The organism is Knoellia sp. Soil729 (genome assembly GCF_001427985.1).
GTDB lineage: Bacteria > Actinomycetota > Actinomycetes > Actinomycetales > Dermatophilaceae > Knoellia.
Genome location: NZ_LMSA01000006.1, coordinates 80,661 through 96,292 on the forward strand (window position 1 = coordinate 80,661; position 15,632 = coordinate 96,292).

The 15,632-nt window shown below is 69.7% G+C and carries 18 protein-coding genes; 15 read left to right on the forward strand and 3 right to left on the reverse strand.

The annotated features are described in order from the left end of the window. The first annotated feature begins 51 nt into the window (after window positions 1-51). A complete protein-coding gene (locus ASG74_RS15860; RefSeq protein ID WP_056145874.1) occupies window positions 52-774 on the forward strand; it encodes an alpha/beta fold hydrolase in 723 nt (240 codons plus the stop codon). Window positions 775-778: 4 nt separating this feature from the next. Here ASG74_RS15860 and ASG74_RS15865 read toward each other — a convergent pair whose 3' ends face one another. After that, the gene (locus ASG74_RS15865) at window positions 779-1,672 is read right to left on the reverse strand and encodes an alpha/beta fold hydrolase (RefSeq protein WP_056145877.1); all 894 of its coding nucleotides are present in this window, start codon (window positions 1,670-1,672) and stop codon (window positions 779-781) included. 55 nt (window positions 1,673-1,727) lie between these two features. Further along, window positions 1,728-1,925, reverse strand: a complete 198-nt coding sequence (locus ASG74_RS17300) for a hypothetical protein (protein WP_156465446.1) — start codon at window positions 1,923-1,925, stop codon at window positions 1,728-1,730. A 170-nt stretch (window positions 1,926-2,095) separates the two neighbouring features. On the opposite strand from ASG74_RS17300, the gene ASG74_RS15870 reads away from it, so the two are divergent. The 7 genes from ASG74_RS15870 to ASG74_RS15900 all read left to right on the forward strand — a co-directional run bounded on the left by ASG74_RS15870 (window position 2,096) and on the right by ASG74_RS15900 (window position 8,233). After that, window positions 2,096-2,866 (forward strand): CHRD domain-containing protein, encoded by a 771-nt coding sequence (locus ASG74_RS15870; protein ID WP_056145879.1) that lies wholly within the window; start codon window positions 2,096-2,098, stop codon window positions 2,864-2,866. After that, window positions 2,866-3,573 (forward strand): class F sortase, encoded by a 708-nt coding sequence (locus ASG74_RS15875; RefSeq protein WP_156465447.1) that lies wholly within the window; start codon window positions 2,866-2,868, stop codon window positions 3,571-3,573. Before ASG74_RS15870 ends, ASG74_RS15875 begins: the two co-directional genes overlap by 1 nt. A 268-nt stretch (window positions 3,574-3,841) precedes the next feature. Further along, window positions 3,842-5,740 (forward strand): molecular chaperone DnaK, encoded by a 1,899-nt coding sequence (dnaK, locus tag ASG74_RS15880; protein WP_056145882.1) that lies wholly within the window; start codon window positions 3,842-3,844, stop codon window positions 5,738-5,740. Further along, complete coding sequence (gene grpE / locus ASG74_RS15885; RefSeq protein WP_442910093.1) at window positions 5,737-6,378, forward strand: nucleotide exchange factor GrpE; 642 nt, start codon at window positions 5,737-5,739, stop codon at window positions 6,376-6,378. The genes dnaK and grpE overlap by 4 nt, the downstream gene beginning before the upstream one ends. 22 nt (window positions 6,379-6,400) lie before the next feature. After that, a complete protein-coding gene (locus ASG74_RS15890) occupies window positions 6,401-7,447 on the forward strand; it encodes a DnaJ C-terminal domain-containing protein (RefSeq protein ID WP_056145889.1) in 1,047 nt (348 codons plus the stop codon). A gap of 2 nt (window positions 7,448-7,449) precedes the next feature. Continuing rightward, complete coding sequence (locus tag ASG74_RS15895; RefSeq protein ID WP_056145893.1) at window positions 7,450-7,908, forward strand: heat shock protein transcriptional repressor HspR; 459 nt, start codon at window positions 7,450-7,452, stop codon at window positions 7,906-7,908. A 55-nt stretch (window positions 7,909-7,963) separates the two neighbouring features. Beyond that, entirely contained in the window at window positions 7,964-8,233 is a 270-nt protein-coding gene (locus tag ASG74_RS15900) for a ribonuclease E inhibitor RraB (RefSeq protein WP_056145895.1), read from the forward strand. A gap of 16 nt (window positions 8,234-8,249) precedes the next feature. On the opposite strand, the gene ASG74_RS15905 is transcribed toward ASG74_RS15900, so the two are convergent. Further along, window positions 8,250-8,981, reverse strand: a complete 732-nt coding sequence (locus tag ASG74_RS15905; protein WP_056145899.1) for a FadR/GntR family transcriptional regulator — start codon at window positions 8,979-8,981, stop codon at window positions 8,250-8,252. Between the two features lie 138 nt (window positions 8,982-9,119). On the opposite strand from ASG74_RS15905, the gene ASG74_RS15910 reads away from it, so the two are divergent. From ASG74_RS15910 to ASG74_RS15940, 7 genes are all read left to right on the forward strand, one after another. Continuing rightward, window positions 9,120-10,412 (forward strand): ABC transporter substrate-binding protein, encoded by a 1,293-nt coding sequence (locus tag ASG74_RS15910; protein WP_200942648.1) that lies wholly within the window; start codon window positions 9,120-9,122, stop codon window positions 10,410-10,412. A gap of 101 nt (window positions 10,413-10,513) precedes the next feature. Then, window positions 10,514-11,431, forward strand: a complete 918-nt coding sequence (locus tag ASG74_RS15915; protein ID WP_235499049.1) for a carbohydrate ABC transporter permease — start codon at window positions 10,514-10,516, stop codon at window positions 11,429-11,431. Next, a complete protein-coding gene (locus tag ASG74_RS15920) occupies window positions 11,431-12,246 on the forward strand; it encodes a carbohydrate ABC transporter permease (protein WP_056145903.1) in 816 nt (271 codons plus the stop codon). The genes ASG74_RS15915 and ASG74_RS15920 overlap by 1 nt, the downstream gene beginning before the upstream one ends. A 6-nt stretch (window positions 12,247-12,252) precedes the next feature. After that, entirely contained in the window at window positions 12,253-13,404 is a 1,152-nt protein-coding gene (gene dgoD, locus ASG74_RS15925; protein ID WP_056145906.1) for a galactonate dehydratase, read from the forward strand. Next, window positions 13,404-14,048: a bifunctional 4-hydroxy-2-oxoglutarate aldolase/2-dehydro-3-deoxy-phosphogluconate aldolase gene (locus ASG74_RS15930; RefSeq protein WP_056145908.1), complete on the forward strand. Its 645-nt coding sequence runs from the start codon at window positions 13,404-13,406 to the stop codon at window positions 14,046-14,048. The genes dgoD and ASG74_RS15930 overlap by 1 nt, the downstream gene beginning before the upstream one ends. After that, window positions 14,045-14,989, forward strand: a complete 945-nt coding sequence (locus tag ASG74_RS15935; RefSeq protein WP_056145911.1) for a sugar kinase — start codon at window positions 14,045-14,047, stop codon at window positions 14,987-14,989. Before ASG74_RS15930 ends, ASG74_RS15935 begins: the two co-directional genes overlap by 4 nt. Window positions 14,990-15,077: 88 nt before the next feature. Beyond that, window positions 15,078-15,605 carry a gluconokinase gene (locus ASG74_RS15940; RefSeq protein WP_056145913.1) on the forward strand — a complete coding sequence of 176 codons (528 nt, stop codon included), beginning with the start codon at window positions 15,078-15,080 and terminating at the stop codon, window positions 15,603-15,605. Window positions 15,606-15,632 lie beyond the last annotated feature (27 nt).

A 15,632-nucleotide genomic window follows, 5' to 3' on the forward strand; every position in this document is an offset into this window, starting at 1 on the left:
CTCGGCCAGCGCCCGGCTCCTGCATCGCCGCAGAGGTCGCACACTGGGGCCATGCCCACCAGCGCGTCGTACGAGTGTGGCGAGGTCAGCCTGCACGTCCGCACGTGGTCGTGTGCTGCCCCCACGCACCCACCGGTCGTCCTGCTGCCCGGCACCGGGCTCACCGCGACCGACTGGGAGCCGGTCGCGGCGAACCTCGCCCACGCCCGGCGCGTCCACGCCGTGGACCTGCGCGGTCATGGCGCAAGCAGCTGGCCGGGCACCTACTCGATCGAGCTCATGGCGGGTGACGTCGCCCGGCTGCTCCCGCGCCTTGGTGCGCGCCTCGACCTTGTCGGCCACTCCCTCGGGGGCCTGGTCGCCTGCCTCGTCGGGGTGTCGTCGCCTGGTGTCCGGCGGCTCGTGCTGGAGGACGTGGGTCTCCTGCGCCCTCGGACGCCGGCGCCGCTGGAGCGGCCGCCGGGCACCCTGCCGTTCGACTGGGCGGTGGTGGAGCAGGTCCGTCCCGAGGTCGACAGCCCGTCGCGGCGGTGGCGCGAGGTCCTGCGCTCGCTGCCGGTTCCCGTCCTGGCGGTGAGCGGCGGCAGCACGAGCTTCGTGCCGGTGGAGTGGGTCGAGGACCTCGTCGCCGTCGTCCCCGATGCCGCAATGGTGACGGTCGATGCGGGCCACGAGATCCATGCCGGCCGGCCGGCGGAGTTCCTCGAGGCGGTGCTGCCCTTCCTGTCACGGGAGGAACCGACGCCGTCGGCGCCGCAGGTGGCGACGACCTGAGCCGTCAGTCGCCGGGGGCGCCCAGGAAGCTGAGGATCTCGGCCGTGACGAGGTCGGGCTGCTCGAGGTGGAGCCAGTGCCCCGCGTCCTCGATGACGACCAGGCGTCCGTCGTCGCACCGGGTGAGGCTCTGGCGGGCGACGTGCTGCTCGAGGAAGTCGTCGTGCTCGCCCCAGAGGACGAGGGTGGGGTGCGCGTGCCGGGACGGCGACGACCCCGGCCGCCGAAGGCGCACGGCCCGGTAGTAGTTGAGCATCGCGGTGAGGGAGCCGGGCTGCGACCAAGCCGCGGCATAGCGGTCCAGGGCTCCGGGCTCGAAGGTCCCTGCGCGTGCGGACCGCTGCATCGACGCCCGCAGCGCGGCGAACCCGAACGCCCTCAGGGCGGTCTCGGGCAGCCACGGCAGCTGGAAGAAGCCGGCATAGGCGCTGCGCAGCCCCTGCGTGGGGTGCCGCAGGATCTGCCGGAGCAGTGTGTCGGGGTGGGGCCCGGCGAGGACCACGAGCCGGTGGAGCCGCTCGGGATGGCGCGCGGCGAACTCCCAGGCGAGAACCCCGCCCCAGTCGTGGCCGACGAGGTCGATGCGCTCGGCGCCCAGCTCGTCGGCGAGCCCGAGCACGTCCCGCGCGAGGACGTCGAGCCGGTAGGCGTCCAGCTGCTGGGGAGCCGAGCTGGTGGCATAGCCGCGCAGGTCGGGCACGACGACGTGGTGACCGGCCTCGGCCAGGGGTGTGATCTGGTGGCGCCAGGCCCACCAGAACTCCGGAAAGCCGTGCAGCAGGACCAGCAGCGGTGCGCCCTCGGCTCCGGCCTCGACCACGTGCAGGTCGACCCCGTTGACGCTTCGGACGCTCTCGCGCCAGCCCGGCTCCAACAGCGGCGTGTCCGACGACGGCATGGTGGTGGTCCTTCCCTGGTGGCCGACGGGTCTCACGCTCTCACGGCAATCGAGCTCAGCTGGCGTTCAGGCGCTGCCGCTCGGCCCGCAGGGCGTTGACCTGAGCCCAGTAGGCGGCCCGGTCGGGCTCAGCCGGGCCCACGCCGACGCTCGCGTCCAGACCCACCTCCCCGTCGCTGCCCCAAACCGAGCCCCGCGGGATCGAGGCGGTTCGGACCACTCGAAGGCGCCTTGTGCGGTGCTGCTCTTCCATGCCGGAAACGGTATGACGCGGCACTGACACCCAAGGCTGGGGGATCGCGACACCGAGCGCTGGGAAATTCGTCGACCAAGGATCCAATCCGTCGGTCCCGCCGCGCCGAACAAGGAAGGTCCGATGCACGCGACGGGCCCAGCCGGGCCCACCAACAAGGGAGTTCCCGCATGCGCACCACCATCAAGCTCGGCACCGCCACCCTCGGGTCGGCGCTTCTGCTCACGCTCGGCGCCGGCATGGCGCAGGCAGCCACCTCGGCCGACGGCAACACCATGGCCAAGCTGCGACCCGTGGCCCTCAACGGGGTCGACGCCAGCGGCACCGCGATGGTCACCGTCACCGGCAACCGGATCGACGTGACCATGGCTGCCTCCGGACTGCTCGCCGACAGCCCGCACGCTGCCCACATCCACTTCGGGGCCGAGGCGCGCAACGAGTGCCCCACCGCCTCCGACGACAAGGATGGCAATGGCACGTTGAACACGACCGAGGGTGGACCGGCATACGGGCCCATCGTCGTGTCACTCACCAAGAGCGGGGACACCTCTCCCAAGAGCGCACTCGCCATCGACCGCTTCGACACCGCTCCGGGCGGCAAGATCAGCTATGAGCGGGGCAGCATCAACGTCTCCTCCGACGTCGCCGCTGCGATCTCCGCAGGCAAGAGCGCGGTCGTCGTGCACGGCGTGGACCACAACGACAACGGCAAGTACGACGGGGAGACCAAGAGCGAACTCGACCCGAAGCTGCCGACCGAGGCGACCGACCCGGCGATCTGTGGCGTGCTCGCCTCGGCCCCCTCCGGTGGCGTGCAGACCGGTGGCGGTGGCACGGCCGACAACAACCAGGCCCTCGGGCTCGCCCTCGGTGGCGGCCTCCTCCTCGCCGCCATGGGCACCGGTGCGTTCGCCACCCGCAAGGTGACCAACCGCATCTGATGTCCCTCTCCACGAAGTTCGGTGACCGCCGCGGTGCTCTTGCCGCGGTGGTCACCGTGGTGCTTCTCGTGCTCGGCGGCGGGATTCTCGCGAGGGCCGCCACTGCCCCCGGCCCGCCCCCGCAGCCCGACAGCAGCCAGGCGTCCGCCGCGGCGCCCACCCCAGCCACCTCGGACCCTGCCCCCGCCGAGTCGACCGCGCCCACGGCGGCTCCGGAGGCCGTGGTGCCGGCGTCGGACTTCGGCACCCTCATGGCACCCAGTGCACCGGTGGCACTGCGCATTCCCTCCATCAAGGTCAGCACCAAGGGCCTCGTCGACCTCAACCTGGACGACAAGGGCGAGCTCGAGGCACCTCGCGACGCCCAGCGGGCCGGTTGGTACGTCGGCGGTCCGACCCCCGGTGAGTTCGGCCCGGCGGTCATCGCCGCCCATGTGGACAGCAGCCGCATCCCCGCGGTCTTCTACAACCTCGGCAGGCTCAAGAAGGGCGCCAAGGCGATCGTCGACCGCAAGGACGGCACCACCGCCACGTTCGTCGTGGACCGCGTCGCCCGCTACCCCAAGGCGAAGTTCCCGACGGCGGAGGTCTACGGCGACACGGCCGGCCGCGCCGAGCTCAGGCTCATCACCTGTGGCGGGGAGATCGACCCCCGGACCGGTCACTACGCGGACAACGTCGTGGCCTACGCCCATCTGGTGGGCTGAGTCCCGGGCCCCTTGGTTGACGGCCTGACAGCCCGACGTGACGTGCGGATGCCCCATCAGGGCATCCGCACGTCGTTGCCGTCCCCCGCCAGGTGCCCGCAGCGGAGAGGGGGCCTTTCGTGCGTCCCGGGGAACAACGAGGCCCGGTCAAGAGTTGAGTCAGGTGAACGCAAGTTTGAGCGCCACCGATTTGCCACACGGCACACCGCGTTCTAACTTGAGTGAAGGCAACTCAACTCCGCACCACCGAACACAAGGAGACACCCACATGGCCCGTGCAGTCGGAATCGACCTCGGCACCACCAACTCCGCCGTCGCCGTCCTCGAGGGCGGCGAGCCCACGATCATTGCGAACTCCGAGGGTGGCCGCACCACCCCGTCGGTCGTCGCCTTCTCCAAGGGCGGTGAGGTCCTCGTCGGCGAGATCGCCAAGCGCCAGGCCGTGACCAACGCCGACCGCACGCTGCGCTCGGTCAAGCGCCACATCGGCACCGACTGGACGAGCGAGGACATCGACGGCAAGAAGTACACCTCCCAGGAGATCAGCGCGCGCACGTTGCAGAAGCTCAAGCGCGACGCCGAGTCCTACCTCGGTGAGCCCGTCACGGACGCCGTCATCACCGTCCCCGCCTACTTCGACGACGCCGAGCGCCAGGCGACCAAGGAGGCCGGTGAGATCGCGGGCCTCAACGTCCTGCGCATCGTCAACGAGCCGACTGCTGCGGCCCTCGCCTACGGCCTCGACAAGGGCAAGGAGGACGAGCTCATCCTCGTCTTCGACCTCGGTGGTGGCACTTTCGACGTGTCCCTCCTCGAGGTCGGCAAGGACCCGGAGGACGGCTTCGCGACCATCCAGGTCCGCGCGACCAGCGGTGACAACCAGCTCGGTGGAGACGACTGGGACGACCGTGTCGTCCAGCACCTCCTCACCATCGTCAAGAACAACACCGGGGTGGACCTGTCCAAGGACAAGATCGCCATGCAGCGTCTGCGCGACGCCGCCGAGCAGGCCAAGAAGGAGCTCTCCTCGGCCAGCTCGACCAACATCTCGATGCAGTACCTCTCGATGAGCGAGAACGGTCCCATCCACCTCGACGAGACGCTCACGCGTGCGCAGTTCGAGCAGATGACCAAGGACCTGCTCGACCGCACCAAGCAGCCGTTCCAGAACGTCATCAAGGACGCGGGGATCAACCTCGCCGACATCGACCACGTGGTCCTCGTCGGTGGCTCGACCCGCATGCCCGCCGTGACCGAGCTGGTCAAGGAGCTCACCGGCGGCAAGGAGCCCAACAAGGGCGTCAACCCCGACGAGGTCGTCGCGCTCGGCGCTGCGCTTCAGGCCGGTGTCCTCAAGGGTGAGCGCAAGGACGTCCTCCTCATCGACGTCACGCCGCTCTCGCTCGGCATCGAGACCAAGGGTGGGCTCTTCACCAAGCTCATCGAGCGCAACACCGCGATCCCGACCAAGCGCTCCGAGGTGTTCTCGACCGCCGAGGACAACCAGCCCAGCGTCCTCATCCAGGTCTTCCAGGGTGAGCGCGAGATCGCCCAGCAGAACAAGGCGCTCGGCACCTTCGAGCTCTCCGGCATCGCGCCCGCCCCGCGTGGCGTCCCGCAGGTCGAGGTCACCTTCGACATCGACGCCAACGGCATCGTCCACGTGACGGCCAAGGACCGCGGGACCGGCAAGGAGCAGAAGATCACCATCTCGGGCGGCAGCGCGCTGTCCAAGGAGGAGATCGAGCGCATGGTCAAGGACGCCGAGGCCCACGCCGACGAGGACAAGAAGCGTCGCGAGGAGACCGAGACCCGCAACATGGCCGAGTCCCTCGTCTTCTCCACCGATAAGTTCCTCGCCGAGTCCGGCGACAAGCTCAGCGACGACGCGCGCAAGCCCGTCGACGAGGCGCTCGTCGCACTCAAGGACGCCATCAAGCCGGAGTCCGAGGCCTCCCGTGAGGACATTCAGGCCAAGATCGACACCCTCAACGAGGAGTCCCAGAAGATGGGCGCCGCAATGTATGCCGCGGCGGCCGAGCAGGGCGAGTCCGGCGAGGCTCCCGGCGACGGCTCCGAGGGCGCCCCGGCGGGTGACGCACCCTCCGACGAGGACGTCGTCGACGCGGAGGTCGTCGAGGACGACGAGTCCGAGGACAAGAAGTGACGGACTCACGTATGCCGGACGAGGGCGAGATCTTCGACGGCGAGATCGTGGACGGCGAGGTCGCGGACGAGGGTTCGGACGCGATCAACACCGAGTCCGCCAACGACGGTGAGGAGGTGGCTCCGGCAGCAGCCGGGGCCGCCACCCCCGTGACGGACGAGACGCCGGTCTACGGTGACAGCGGCGAGCACCCGGACACGGCGCTCGCGGCCTCGCGGCTCGACGACCTCCAGCGGCTCAATGCCGAGTACGTCAACTACAAGCGTCGGGTCGACCGTGACCGGGCTGCCGTCCAGGAGCGGGCGGTGCGCGACGTCCTCGAGACCCTCCTGCCGGTGCTCGACGACATCCACCTCGCCCGCGAGCACGGTGACCTCACCGACGGCCCGTTCGCGGCCATCGCCGACAAGCTCGAGGGCAGCCTCGGCAAGTTCGGCCTGAGCCGCTTCGGTGCCGTGGGTGAGGCCTTCGACCCGATGCACCACGAGGCCCTCATGCACGCCGCGTGGGACCCCACCAACACCGAGCTGCCGAGCGATGCGACGACCACCACGGTCATCCAGGTGCTCCAGCCCGGCTACCGCGCCGGCGAGCAGGTCCTGCGCCCGGCCCGTGTGTCGGTCGCCGACCCTGAATGACGATGCCTGAGAGGAGGCGCTGATGGCCAGCCAGGACTGGTTCGAGAAGGACTTCTACGCGATCCTCGGCGTCTCCAAGGACGCCGACGCCGCGGCGATCAAGAAGGCCTACCGCAAGCTGGCCCGCACGCATCACCCGGACAAGAACCCGGGTGATGCGGCGGCCGAGCAGAAGTTCAAGGACATCGGTGAGGCCAACGCGGTGCTGTCGGACCCCAAGCAGCGCGAGGAGTACGACGCCGTGCGGCAGATGTCGCAGGGCGGAGCACGCTTCACCGCCGGCGGTGCCGGAGGCAACGGTGGCTTCGACGACATCTTCAGCGCCTTCGGCGGTGGGGGTGGCGGCTCACGAGTGCGCTTCGACACCGGCGGTGGGTCGTCCTACGGCGGCTACCCGGGCGGCGGCGACGCAGACATCAACGACCTGCTGTCCCAGATGTTCGGTGGGGCAGCCGGGGGTGCCGCCGGGCGCGGCGGACAGGCGGGCTATGCCGGCTACGGCGCCCCCCGTGGTCCGCGCAAGGGAGCCGACGTCCAGGCGTCGACGACGCTGCCGTTCCGCGATGCCGTCGAGGGCTCGACGGTGTCGCTGCGCACCGCCGAGGGGCGCACGATCAACGCCCGCATCCCCGCCGGGGTCAAGGACGGCCAGAAGATCCGGCTGCGTGGCAAGGGACAGCCCGGAGAACCGGGCGCCGCTGCCGGCGACCTGCTGCTCGCCGTCTCGGTCGAGAAGCACCCGGTCTTCGGACGTGAGGGCGACAACCTCACGCTCGACCTGCCGGTGACGTTCGCCGAGGCCACGCTCGGGGCCACCGTCGCGGTCCCCACCCTCGATGGGACGAGCGTCAAGGTGCGCATCGCCCCCGGCACGCCGTCCGGCCGCGTCCTGCGCGTCAAGGGGCGTGGAGTCAAGGGCAAGAGCTCGACCGGTGACCTGCTCGTCAAGGTGCAGGTCATCGTGCCCGACACGCTGTCGGACAAGGCTCGTGAGGCCGTCGAGGTGCTGCGCCGTGAGGCCGACGGTGTCGACCCACGCGCCGAGCTCACCGAAAGGGCCAGGGCCTGACCATGTCCACGCGCCAGCGCCTGCCGCGACCGGATGACGAGGCGCCCCTCTTCGTCATCTCGGTCGCGGCCGAGCTCGCGGGCATGCACGCCCAGACACTGCGCCAGTACGACCGGCTCGGGCTCGTCACCCCCTCGCGCACCAGGGGCGGTGGTCGCCGCTACTCCGCGCACGACGTCGAGCTGCTGCGTGAGGTGCAGCGACTGTCCCAGGACGAGGGAGTCAGCCTCGCCGGGATCGCCCGCATCCTCGAGCTCGAGAACCAGGTGAGCCTGCTCGAGGCCCGCTTGGCCGAGGCGAGCCACGAGGTCAACCGGCTGCGCATCGCTACTGCCGGGGGTTCTCGGGTCTTCTCCGTCGGCCCGGGCGGCGAGATCCGCGCGAGCCGTCTGGGCGAGCGCCCGCGACGTCGGCCCGGTGGGGGCTCGGCGTCCCAGGCCCTCGTCCTCTGGCGCCCCTGACCGGACCCGGCTGGGGACGAGGTCAAGACGTGGGCGGACGGCATACTCTCGGGTCATGAGCGAGCATCTGCTTCTCTTCCCCGACCGTGACACCGCTGACGAGATCGCGGCCGAGCTCACCCAGGAGGGCTTCACCGAGGTCCGGGTGCTGCGCGTCGCGCATGCGGGCGAGGACGACGCCGAGGACCACGAATGGGGTGTCCACGTGCGCGAGGAGATGGTCGCGGACGAGTCCGGCCCGGTCGAGGGTGGCCTGCGCGAACGGTTCCGGGCGCTGGCCGACGAGCGCGACGGCTGGTACGACCCGGAACCGACGCCCTCCTGACCGCGCCAGCTGTCGCTCAGTGACCCTGGTCGGCCCAGAACTGCCGGGTCTCGCCCATGGTGCGGTCCATGATCGCGACCATCGCGGCGTGGGCCATGTCCCCGTCCCCACGCTGGATCGAGGAGGCGACGTCGGTGTGCAGCTGCAGGGCGTCGACGTGGGGGTGGTGGGGCATGAGGCCGTAGGCGTGCCGACCGGTGAGCACCTCCGCCACCTGGCGGTGCAGGTGCTCGAACATCTCGTTGCCGGAGGCGGCGAGAACACGTCGGTGGAACTCGATGTCGAGGGCGAGGAAGTCGTCCATCCGGCCGTCCCGACCCGCGGCCCAGAGCTGGCCGGCAAGGGTCACGAGCTCGCTGGCCTCGAGGGGGAGGGCACGCTCGGCGGCCAGTCGGGCGGCTTGGGGCTCCACGGCCGTGCGCAGCTCGGTGATCGAGCGCAGCTGCGCGATGCGGCCGTCGGTCGCGAGACGCCAGCGGATGACGAGGGGGTCGTAGACGTTCCAGGCCCCGTGGTCGAGGACGAGGGTGCCGACCCGGCGACGCGAGGCGACCAGACCCATGGACGCCAGGACCCGCAGGGCCTCACGCACCACCGAGCGTGAGACGGCGTGCTCGCTGACCAGCTCGTCGATGAACAGGACGGTGCCGGGAGCGAGTGTGCCGCCACAGATGGCCAGTCCCAGGTTCTCGACCAGGCGAGCATGCAGGCCGGTGATCTCATCGGCGGGTCGAGGGGCGGTGGTCATGTAACAAATCATACTCATCAGGCTTCGGGGCTTGCCTAAGTCATACTTATGTATCTAGAGTTACTCGATTAGACGGACGTAGTCCGCCGCGGCGACGGCTCCAACGAGGGAGCGGCCACGACACTGAAGGAGATCGACGTGTTGCGACGCACAGCAACCGGTTCCGCTCTCGCACTCGCCGCGGCGCTCAGCCTGTCGGCGTGCGGCGGCGGTGGCGACGACCAGAGCACCGGCTCCAAGACCATCCAGGTCACCCTGGCCAACCACGTGTGGACCGAGAACATCAAGGCAGCGCTGCCCGAGTTCGAGAAGTCCACCGGCCTCAAGGTCAAGCTCACCCAGCTCGGCGAGGACCAGCTCTCCGACCAGTACAACGTCAAGCTCAACGCGGGCACGAGCGACCTCGACGTGATGATGTACCGCCCCCTGCAGGAGGGCAAGCTCTTCGGCAAGAACGGCTACCTCGCCGACCTCACCAAGGACGTCAAGGGCGCCAAGGACTGGAACTGGAGCGACTTCCAGCCCGGCCCGGTCGAGGCCACCACCTACGACGGCAAGGTCGAGGGGGTCCCGCTCATCACCGAGACCGAGGTCCTGTACTACCGCAAGGACCTGCTGAAGAAGGCCGGCTTCTCCGAGCCGCCCAAGACCCTCGACGAGCTCAAGGCGCAGTCGGCCAAGATCCAGGCCGCCAACCCCGGCGTGGCGGGCTTCGTGGCCCGCACCGGCAAGTCCGCCGCAGTGACCCAGTTCTCGAGCTACCTCTACAGCTTCGGTGGCAAGTGGGCCACCGACGACGACAAGGCTGCAATCGACTCCCCTGAGGCCAAGCAGGCCTACGCCTACTACGGGGGGCTCATCCACGACCACGGTCCCAAGAACGTCAGCACGGACATGAGCTGGCCCGAGGCCATGGCGATCTTCACGCAGGGCAAGTCCGCCTTCTACACCGAGGCGAGCTCCCTGTACAAGAACGCCACCGATCCGGCCAAGTCCAAGGTCTCCGACACCGTCGGCTTCGCAGCGTTCCCGGCCGGCCCCGCCGGCTCCAAGCCCTACAACGTCCCGTCGTGGGCGCTCGGCATCAACGAGTCCTCCGAGAACAAGGCCAACGCCTGGAAGTTCATCGAGTGGGCGACCAGCAAGGAGCAGACGCTCGCCAACCAGAAGGCCGGAGTCCCTGGTGCGCGCAGCTCGGTCGCCAACGACCCGGAGGCCACGTCGACCTACCCGAAGGACCTCGTCGCCGCGGCGGCCGAGGGCGCCAAGAACGGAGTCGGTTTCGACCGCCCCAAGGTCGTCAAGGTCCCCGAGGCCCGCGAGATCGTCGGTCTGCCGATCGTCGACGCGATCACCGGCAAGGACGCGGCTGCGTCGGCCGAGGAAGCGGCCAAGAAGTTCCAGGCCCTGCTCGACGACGAGGCCAAGTGACCGCCTGACCTCACGGTCACGCATCCCTGAGGGTGGTGCCGAGCGCTCGCGGGCGCTCGGCACCACCCCCCCGCCAGAACCAGCATCGAAGGTGAGCGCCCATGTCCGCTGACACCCTGCCCGTGACGGGAACCTCCGGGTTCTCGCGCTGGGCGAACAACCATCGCAAGTGGCTCTTTGCCTCTCCCGCCATGGCATTCGTCGCAGTGCTCATCATCTTCCCGGTCGCGTGGACCCTCTACCTCAGCCTCACCGACGCCGAGGGGTCGGTGCGCGCCGAGAAGGAGTTCGTCGGCGGACGCAACTACCTCGACGTCCTCAGCGACACCGCGCGGTTCTGGCCCGCGGTGTGGCGCACGGTGCAGTTCACCGGTGTCGTGCTCATCGTCGAGGTCGTCCTCGGCATGGCCATCGCCCTGCTCCTGTGGCGGCCGTTCCGGGGCGAGAAGTGGGTTCGCGTCGCGATCCTCATGCCGCTCGTGGCGACCCCTGTCGCGGTGGGCATGATGTTCCGGCTCATCTTCGACCCCAACATCGGCCTGGCCAACCAGGTCATCGGCTGGTTCGGCATCCCGGCCCAGCCATGGCTTGCCGGCGAGACGTCGGCGCTGTGGACGACGATGCTCATCGACATCTGGCAGTGGACGCCCATGGTGGTCCTCATCCTGCTGGCCGGCCTGACCTCTCTCTCGGACGAGCCGCAGGAAGCCGCGCTCATCGACGGGGCCAGTGGCTGGCAGCGTTTTCGCTTCATCACCCTCCCGCTGCTCATGCCCACGGTGCTCGTCGCGGTCCTGCTGCGCGGCATCGACGCGCTCAAGACCTTCGACATCCTCTATGCGACCAAGGGCAAGGGCGGCGGCAGCTACCACGAGGTCGAGACGCTCAACGTCTACGCCTACGGCCTGAGCTTCGACTACAACGAGTACGGCACCAGCTCAACGGTGCTCATCATCTTCTTCCTCCTCATCATCGGGTCCATGTGGGTCCTCACCTCGCGCCGGAAGGCGGACTACTGATGCGCAGCGGAACGGCATACAAGGCCTTTCGGGTCGGTGCCCTCGTCCTCGTCGTCGTCGGGCTCCTCATGCCCCTCATCTGGATGGTCGCGGCATCACTCAAGACCAACGTCGACATCTACGACACGAGCAAGGCCCTGCTCTTCTCGCCGACCTCCGAGAACTACGCGAAGGTCCTCGACCAGGCCAACTACGTCACGTTCATCCTCAACAGCCTCTGGGTGGCGTTCGCCTCGACCGTGCTGTCGCTTCTGCTGGGAGTTCCCGCGGCGTACTCGATGAGCCGGTTCGCCATGAAGCGTTCGGCGCTCGTGGTGCTCATGGCGCGCGTCATCCCCGGTGTGTCGCTGCTCGTGCCGTGGTTCTACGTCTTCTCCAACCTCAAGCTGGTCGGGGGCTTCACGGTCCTCATCCTCAGCCACATGTTCGTGGGGCTGCCGCTCGTCGTCTACATCATGATGGGCTACTTCGACGGCATGCCGCTCGAGCTCGAGGAGTCGGCGCAGGTGGACGGGCTCACCCCGATCGGCGCCTTCCGCAGGATCACCCTGCCCCTGTCGACGCCCGGCATCGCGACGGCGGGGATCCTCGCGTTCATCTTCTCGTGGAACAACTTCATGTTCGCGCTGGTGCTCTCCGGAGCCGACACCAAGACGCTGCCAGTGGCGATCTTCAACTTCGTCGGATACGCCGCCATCGACTGGGGTGGCCTCATGGCAGCCGCGACCGTCGTCACGGTGCCGATCATGCTCATCGCCCTCTTCGCCCAGAAGTACGTCGTCTCCGGCCTCACCGCCGGCGCGACCAAGGGCTGAGCGGCGATGGCATCGACGATCGAGCAGGTCGAGACCTTCCTCGTCGCACCGCGGTGGCTCTTCGTGCGCATCGCGACCTCCGACGGACTGGTCGGTTGGGGCGAGGCCTCGTGCGAGGGCCGCTCCGAGACCGTGCGCACCGCCGTGGAGCAGCTCAGCGAGATGATCCTGGGTGGTGACCCGGAGCGCATCGAGGACCACTGGGTCGTCATGACCAAGGGGTCGTTCTACCGCGGTGGCCCGATCCTGGGCAGTGCCGTGTCCGGCATCGACCAGGCGCTGTGGGACATCAAGGGAAAGCGGTATGGCGTGCCCGTGCACCAGGTCCTCGGTGGGGCCGTGCGTGACCGGGTCCGTGTCTATGGCTGGGTCGGCGGTGACGAGCCCAACGAGGTCAGTGACCACATCGCCGAGCAGGTCGAGGCCGGGCTCACCGCGGTGAAGATGAACGCGAGCGGTCGCATGTCGCCGCTCGGGTCCGTGGCCGAGGTCGACGGTGTCGTCGCGCGGGTGGCTGCCGCCCGTGAGGTGCTCGGTGAGGACGGGGACGTTGCCGTGGACTTCCACGGCCGCTTCAGCCTCGCCAACGCCCGCCGGGTCGCGCCACTGCTCGAGCCCTTCCGGCCGATGTTCCTCGAGGAGCCGGTGACGCCCGAGAACTCACACCTCATCGGCGCGTTCGTCAGGTCGACGACCACGCCCGTGTCCACGGGGGAGCGCCTCTACGGGCGCCAGGAGTTCCTGCCCGTGCTGGAGGCCGGGGTGGCCGTGGTCCAGCCGGACCTCTCGCACGCCGGTGGGATCACCGAGGTGCGCAAGATCGCCTCCCTCGCCGAGACGTTCGACGCAGCCCTGGCGCCGCACTGCCCGTTGGGCCCCCTCGCTCTCGCGTCCTCCCTGCAGGTGGCCTTCGCGACGTCGAACCACCTCATCCAGGAGCAGAGCATCGGCATCCACTACAACCAGGGCGCCGACGTCCTCGACTACCTCGTCGACACCTCGCCCCTGGAGTTCGTCGACGGACACATCGAGCGCCTGACCGGTCCGGGTCTCGGCATCGAGATCGACGAGGCCGCCGTGCGGGCCGCCGACAAGGTCGGGCACGCCTGGCGTGGGCCCGTGTGGCGCCAGCTCGACGGCACCTTCGCGGAGTGGTGATGGACGCGGGGCAGCTTCCGGCGCTCGTCCGGGCGCACCGGGTCATGGCCATCGTCCGTGGCACGTCGCAGGAGGCCGCTCTCGCGACCGGCAAGGCCCTGTTGGATGAGGGCATCCGACTCATCGAGATCACGCTCACGACCCCCGGGGCGCTCGCGACCATCGGTGCACTGCGCCACCATGCGCCCGAGGGCACCTTCGTCGGTGCCGGCACGGTGCTGAGCGTCGAGGACGTGGCCGCTGTCGAGAAGGCCGGGGCTCAGTTCATCGTCACGCCGGCGGTCGTCCCGGCGGTGGCGGAGGCGAGTCGCCGCTCGATCCCCTGTGCCGCAGGCGCTTTCACGGCCAGCGAGGCCTATGCCGCCCACGCGGCTGGGGCAGAGGTGGTCAAGCTCTTCCCGGCCTCCGCGGCGGGACCGGGCTACCTCAAGGCCCTGCGTGACCCACTGCCGCACATCCCCTTCATGGTCGTGGGTGGCGTGGGACTTGAGGAGGCCCGGGCCTTCGTGGCGGCGGGCGCCATCGGGGCCGGTGTCGGCGGTCCGCTCGTCGGCGATGCCGCCAGTGGAGGCTCGCTCGAGGCGCTGCGTGACCGTGCCCGGAGTTTCGTGGCCTGGGCCGAGCAGGCGGGGGAGCCCCTGTGACCGTCGAGGTGCTCACCCTCGGCGAGGCTCTCGTCTCGATGCGTTCGGACCGGCCGCTGGCGTTCGGCGCCCCCTTGGCTCCCGACCTCGCAGGCGCCGAGACGAACGTCGCCATTGGCCTGGCTCGTCTCGGGCACCGCGTCGAGTGGCTGGGCAGGGTCGGCCGCGACGCCTACGGTGCCGAGGTCGTACGCACGTTGCGTGCCGAGGGCGTGGCGGTCGACCACGTGGGTGTCGACGATGGCGCACCCACTGGCCTGATGCTGCTCGAGCAACGCACTGCCGACCTCACGCGGGTGGAGTACCGCCGAGCCGGCTCTGCCGGTGCCGCCCTCTCGCCGGACGACCTCGCAGGGGCCGACCTCGAAGGGATCCGTGTCCTGCACGTCACCGGCGTCACGCCGGCCCTCTCGGCGTCAGCGGCGGCCACCATCCAGACGGCCGTCGAACAGGCTTCTGCCGCGGGCGTTCTCGTCTCGCTCGACGTCAACCACCGCCTGCGCCTCTGGTCGCGCGAGGCCGCCTCGACCACGCTTCGCCGGCTCCTGCCCCACGTCTCGCTCGTGGTCGCGGGCGAGGACGAGCTCGCGGTCCTGGGCGATGGACCCGAGGACGATGCCGTGGCAAGCCTGCTCGACAGCGGCATCGAGCAGGTCGCCGTCAAGCGGGGCGCCGCCGGTGCCACCCTCTTCCTCGCAGAGGGACGGTACGACGCCGACGCCCTTCCCGTGACGCCCGTCGACACGGTCGGTGCTGGAGACGCGTTCTCGGCCGGGCTGATCTCGGGCATCCTCGACGGCCTTGACCCCCGGGCGCGGCTGCAGAGGGCGGGGTTGCTCGGTGCGTGGGCCGTCAGCACTCGTGGGGACTGGCAGGGGCTCCCCACCCGCGAGGAGCTTCACGACCTCGCCACCCATCGGCCCGGCGACACCGCGCGCTAGCGGTGCCGCACGGCATACGGTGCGGTAGGAACGGACCCTGAACAAACCCTGAGCCGGGCACGAAGCCGACACGGAAGGACTGACCGTCATGACCGACACACCGACGAGGCACGTGGTCGTGATGGGGGTGTCCGGCAGCGGGAAGACCACCATCGCCCGGGGGCTCGTCAAGGCCACCGGCCTGGAGTTCTCCGAGGCCGACGCGTTCCACTCGCCCGAGAACATCGCCAAGATGGAAGCCGGCATCGCCCTGACCGACGAGGACCGCTGGCCCTGGCTGCGCGCGCTCGCGCAGTGGATGGCCTCGAGGGCGGACGCCGGGGTGTCCACGGTCATCACCTGCTCGGCCCTCAAGCGCACCTACCGCGATGTCCTGCGCGACGGCCCGCCCTCCGTGGACTTCCTGCACCTGGACGGCCCAGCCGAGCTCATCAGGGGCCGCATGTCCCAGCGTGAGGGCCACTTCATGCCGACCAGCCTGCTCCAGTCGCAGATCGACACCCTCGAACCGCTCGACCCCGACGAGAGCGGCATCGTGCTGGACCTGCGCGAGCCGCCGGAGGTGCTCATCGAGCGTGCCCTCGACTGGCTGGACATCCCCCCGGCGACGCCCTAGGTCACGCACCGCGGCGCGCACCTCGGC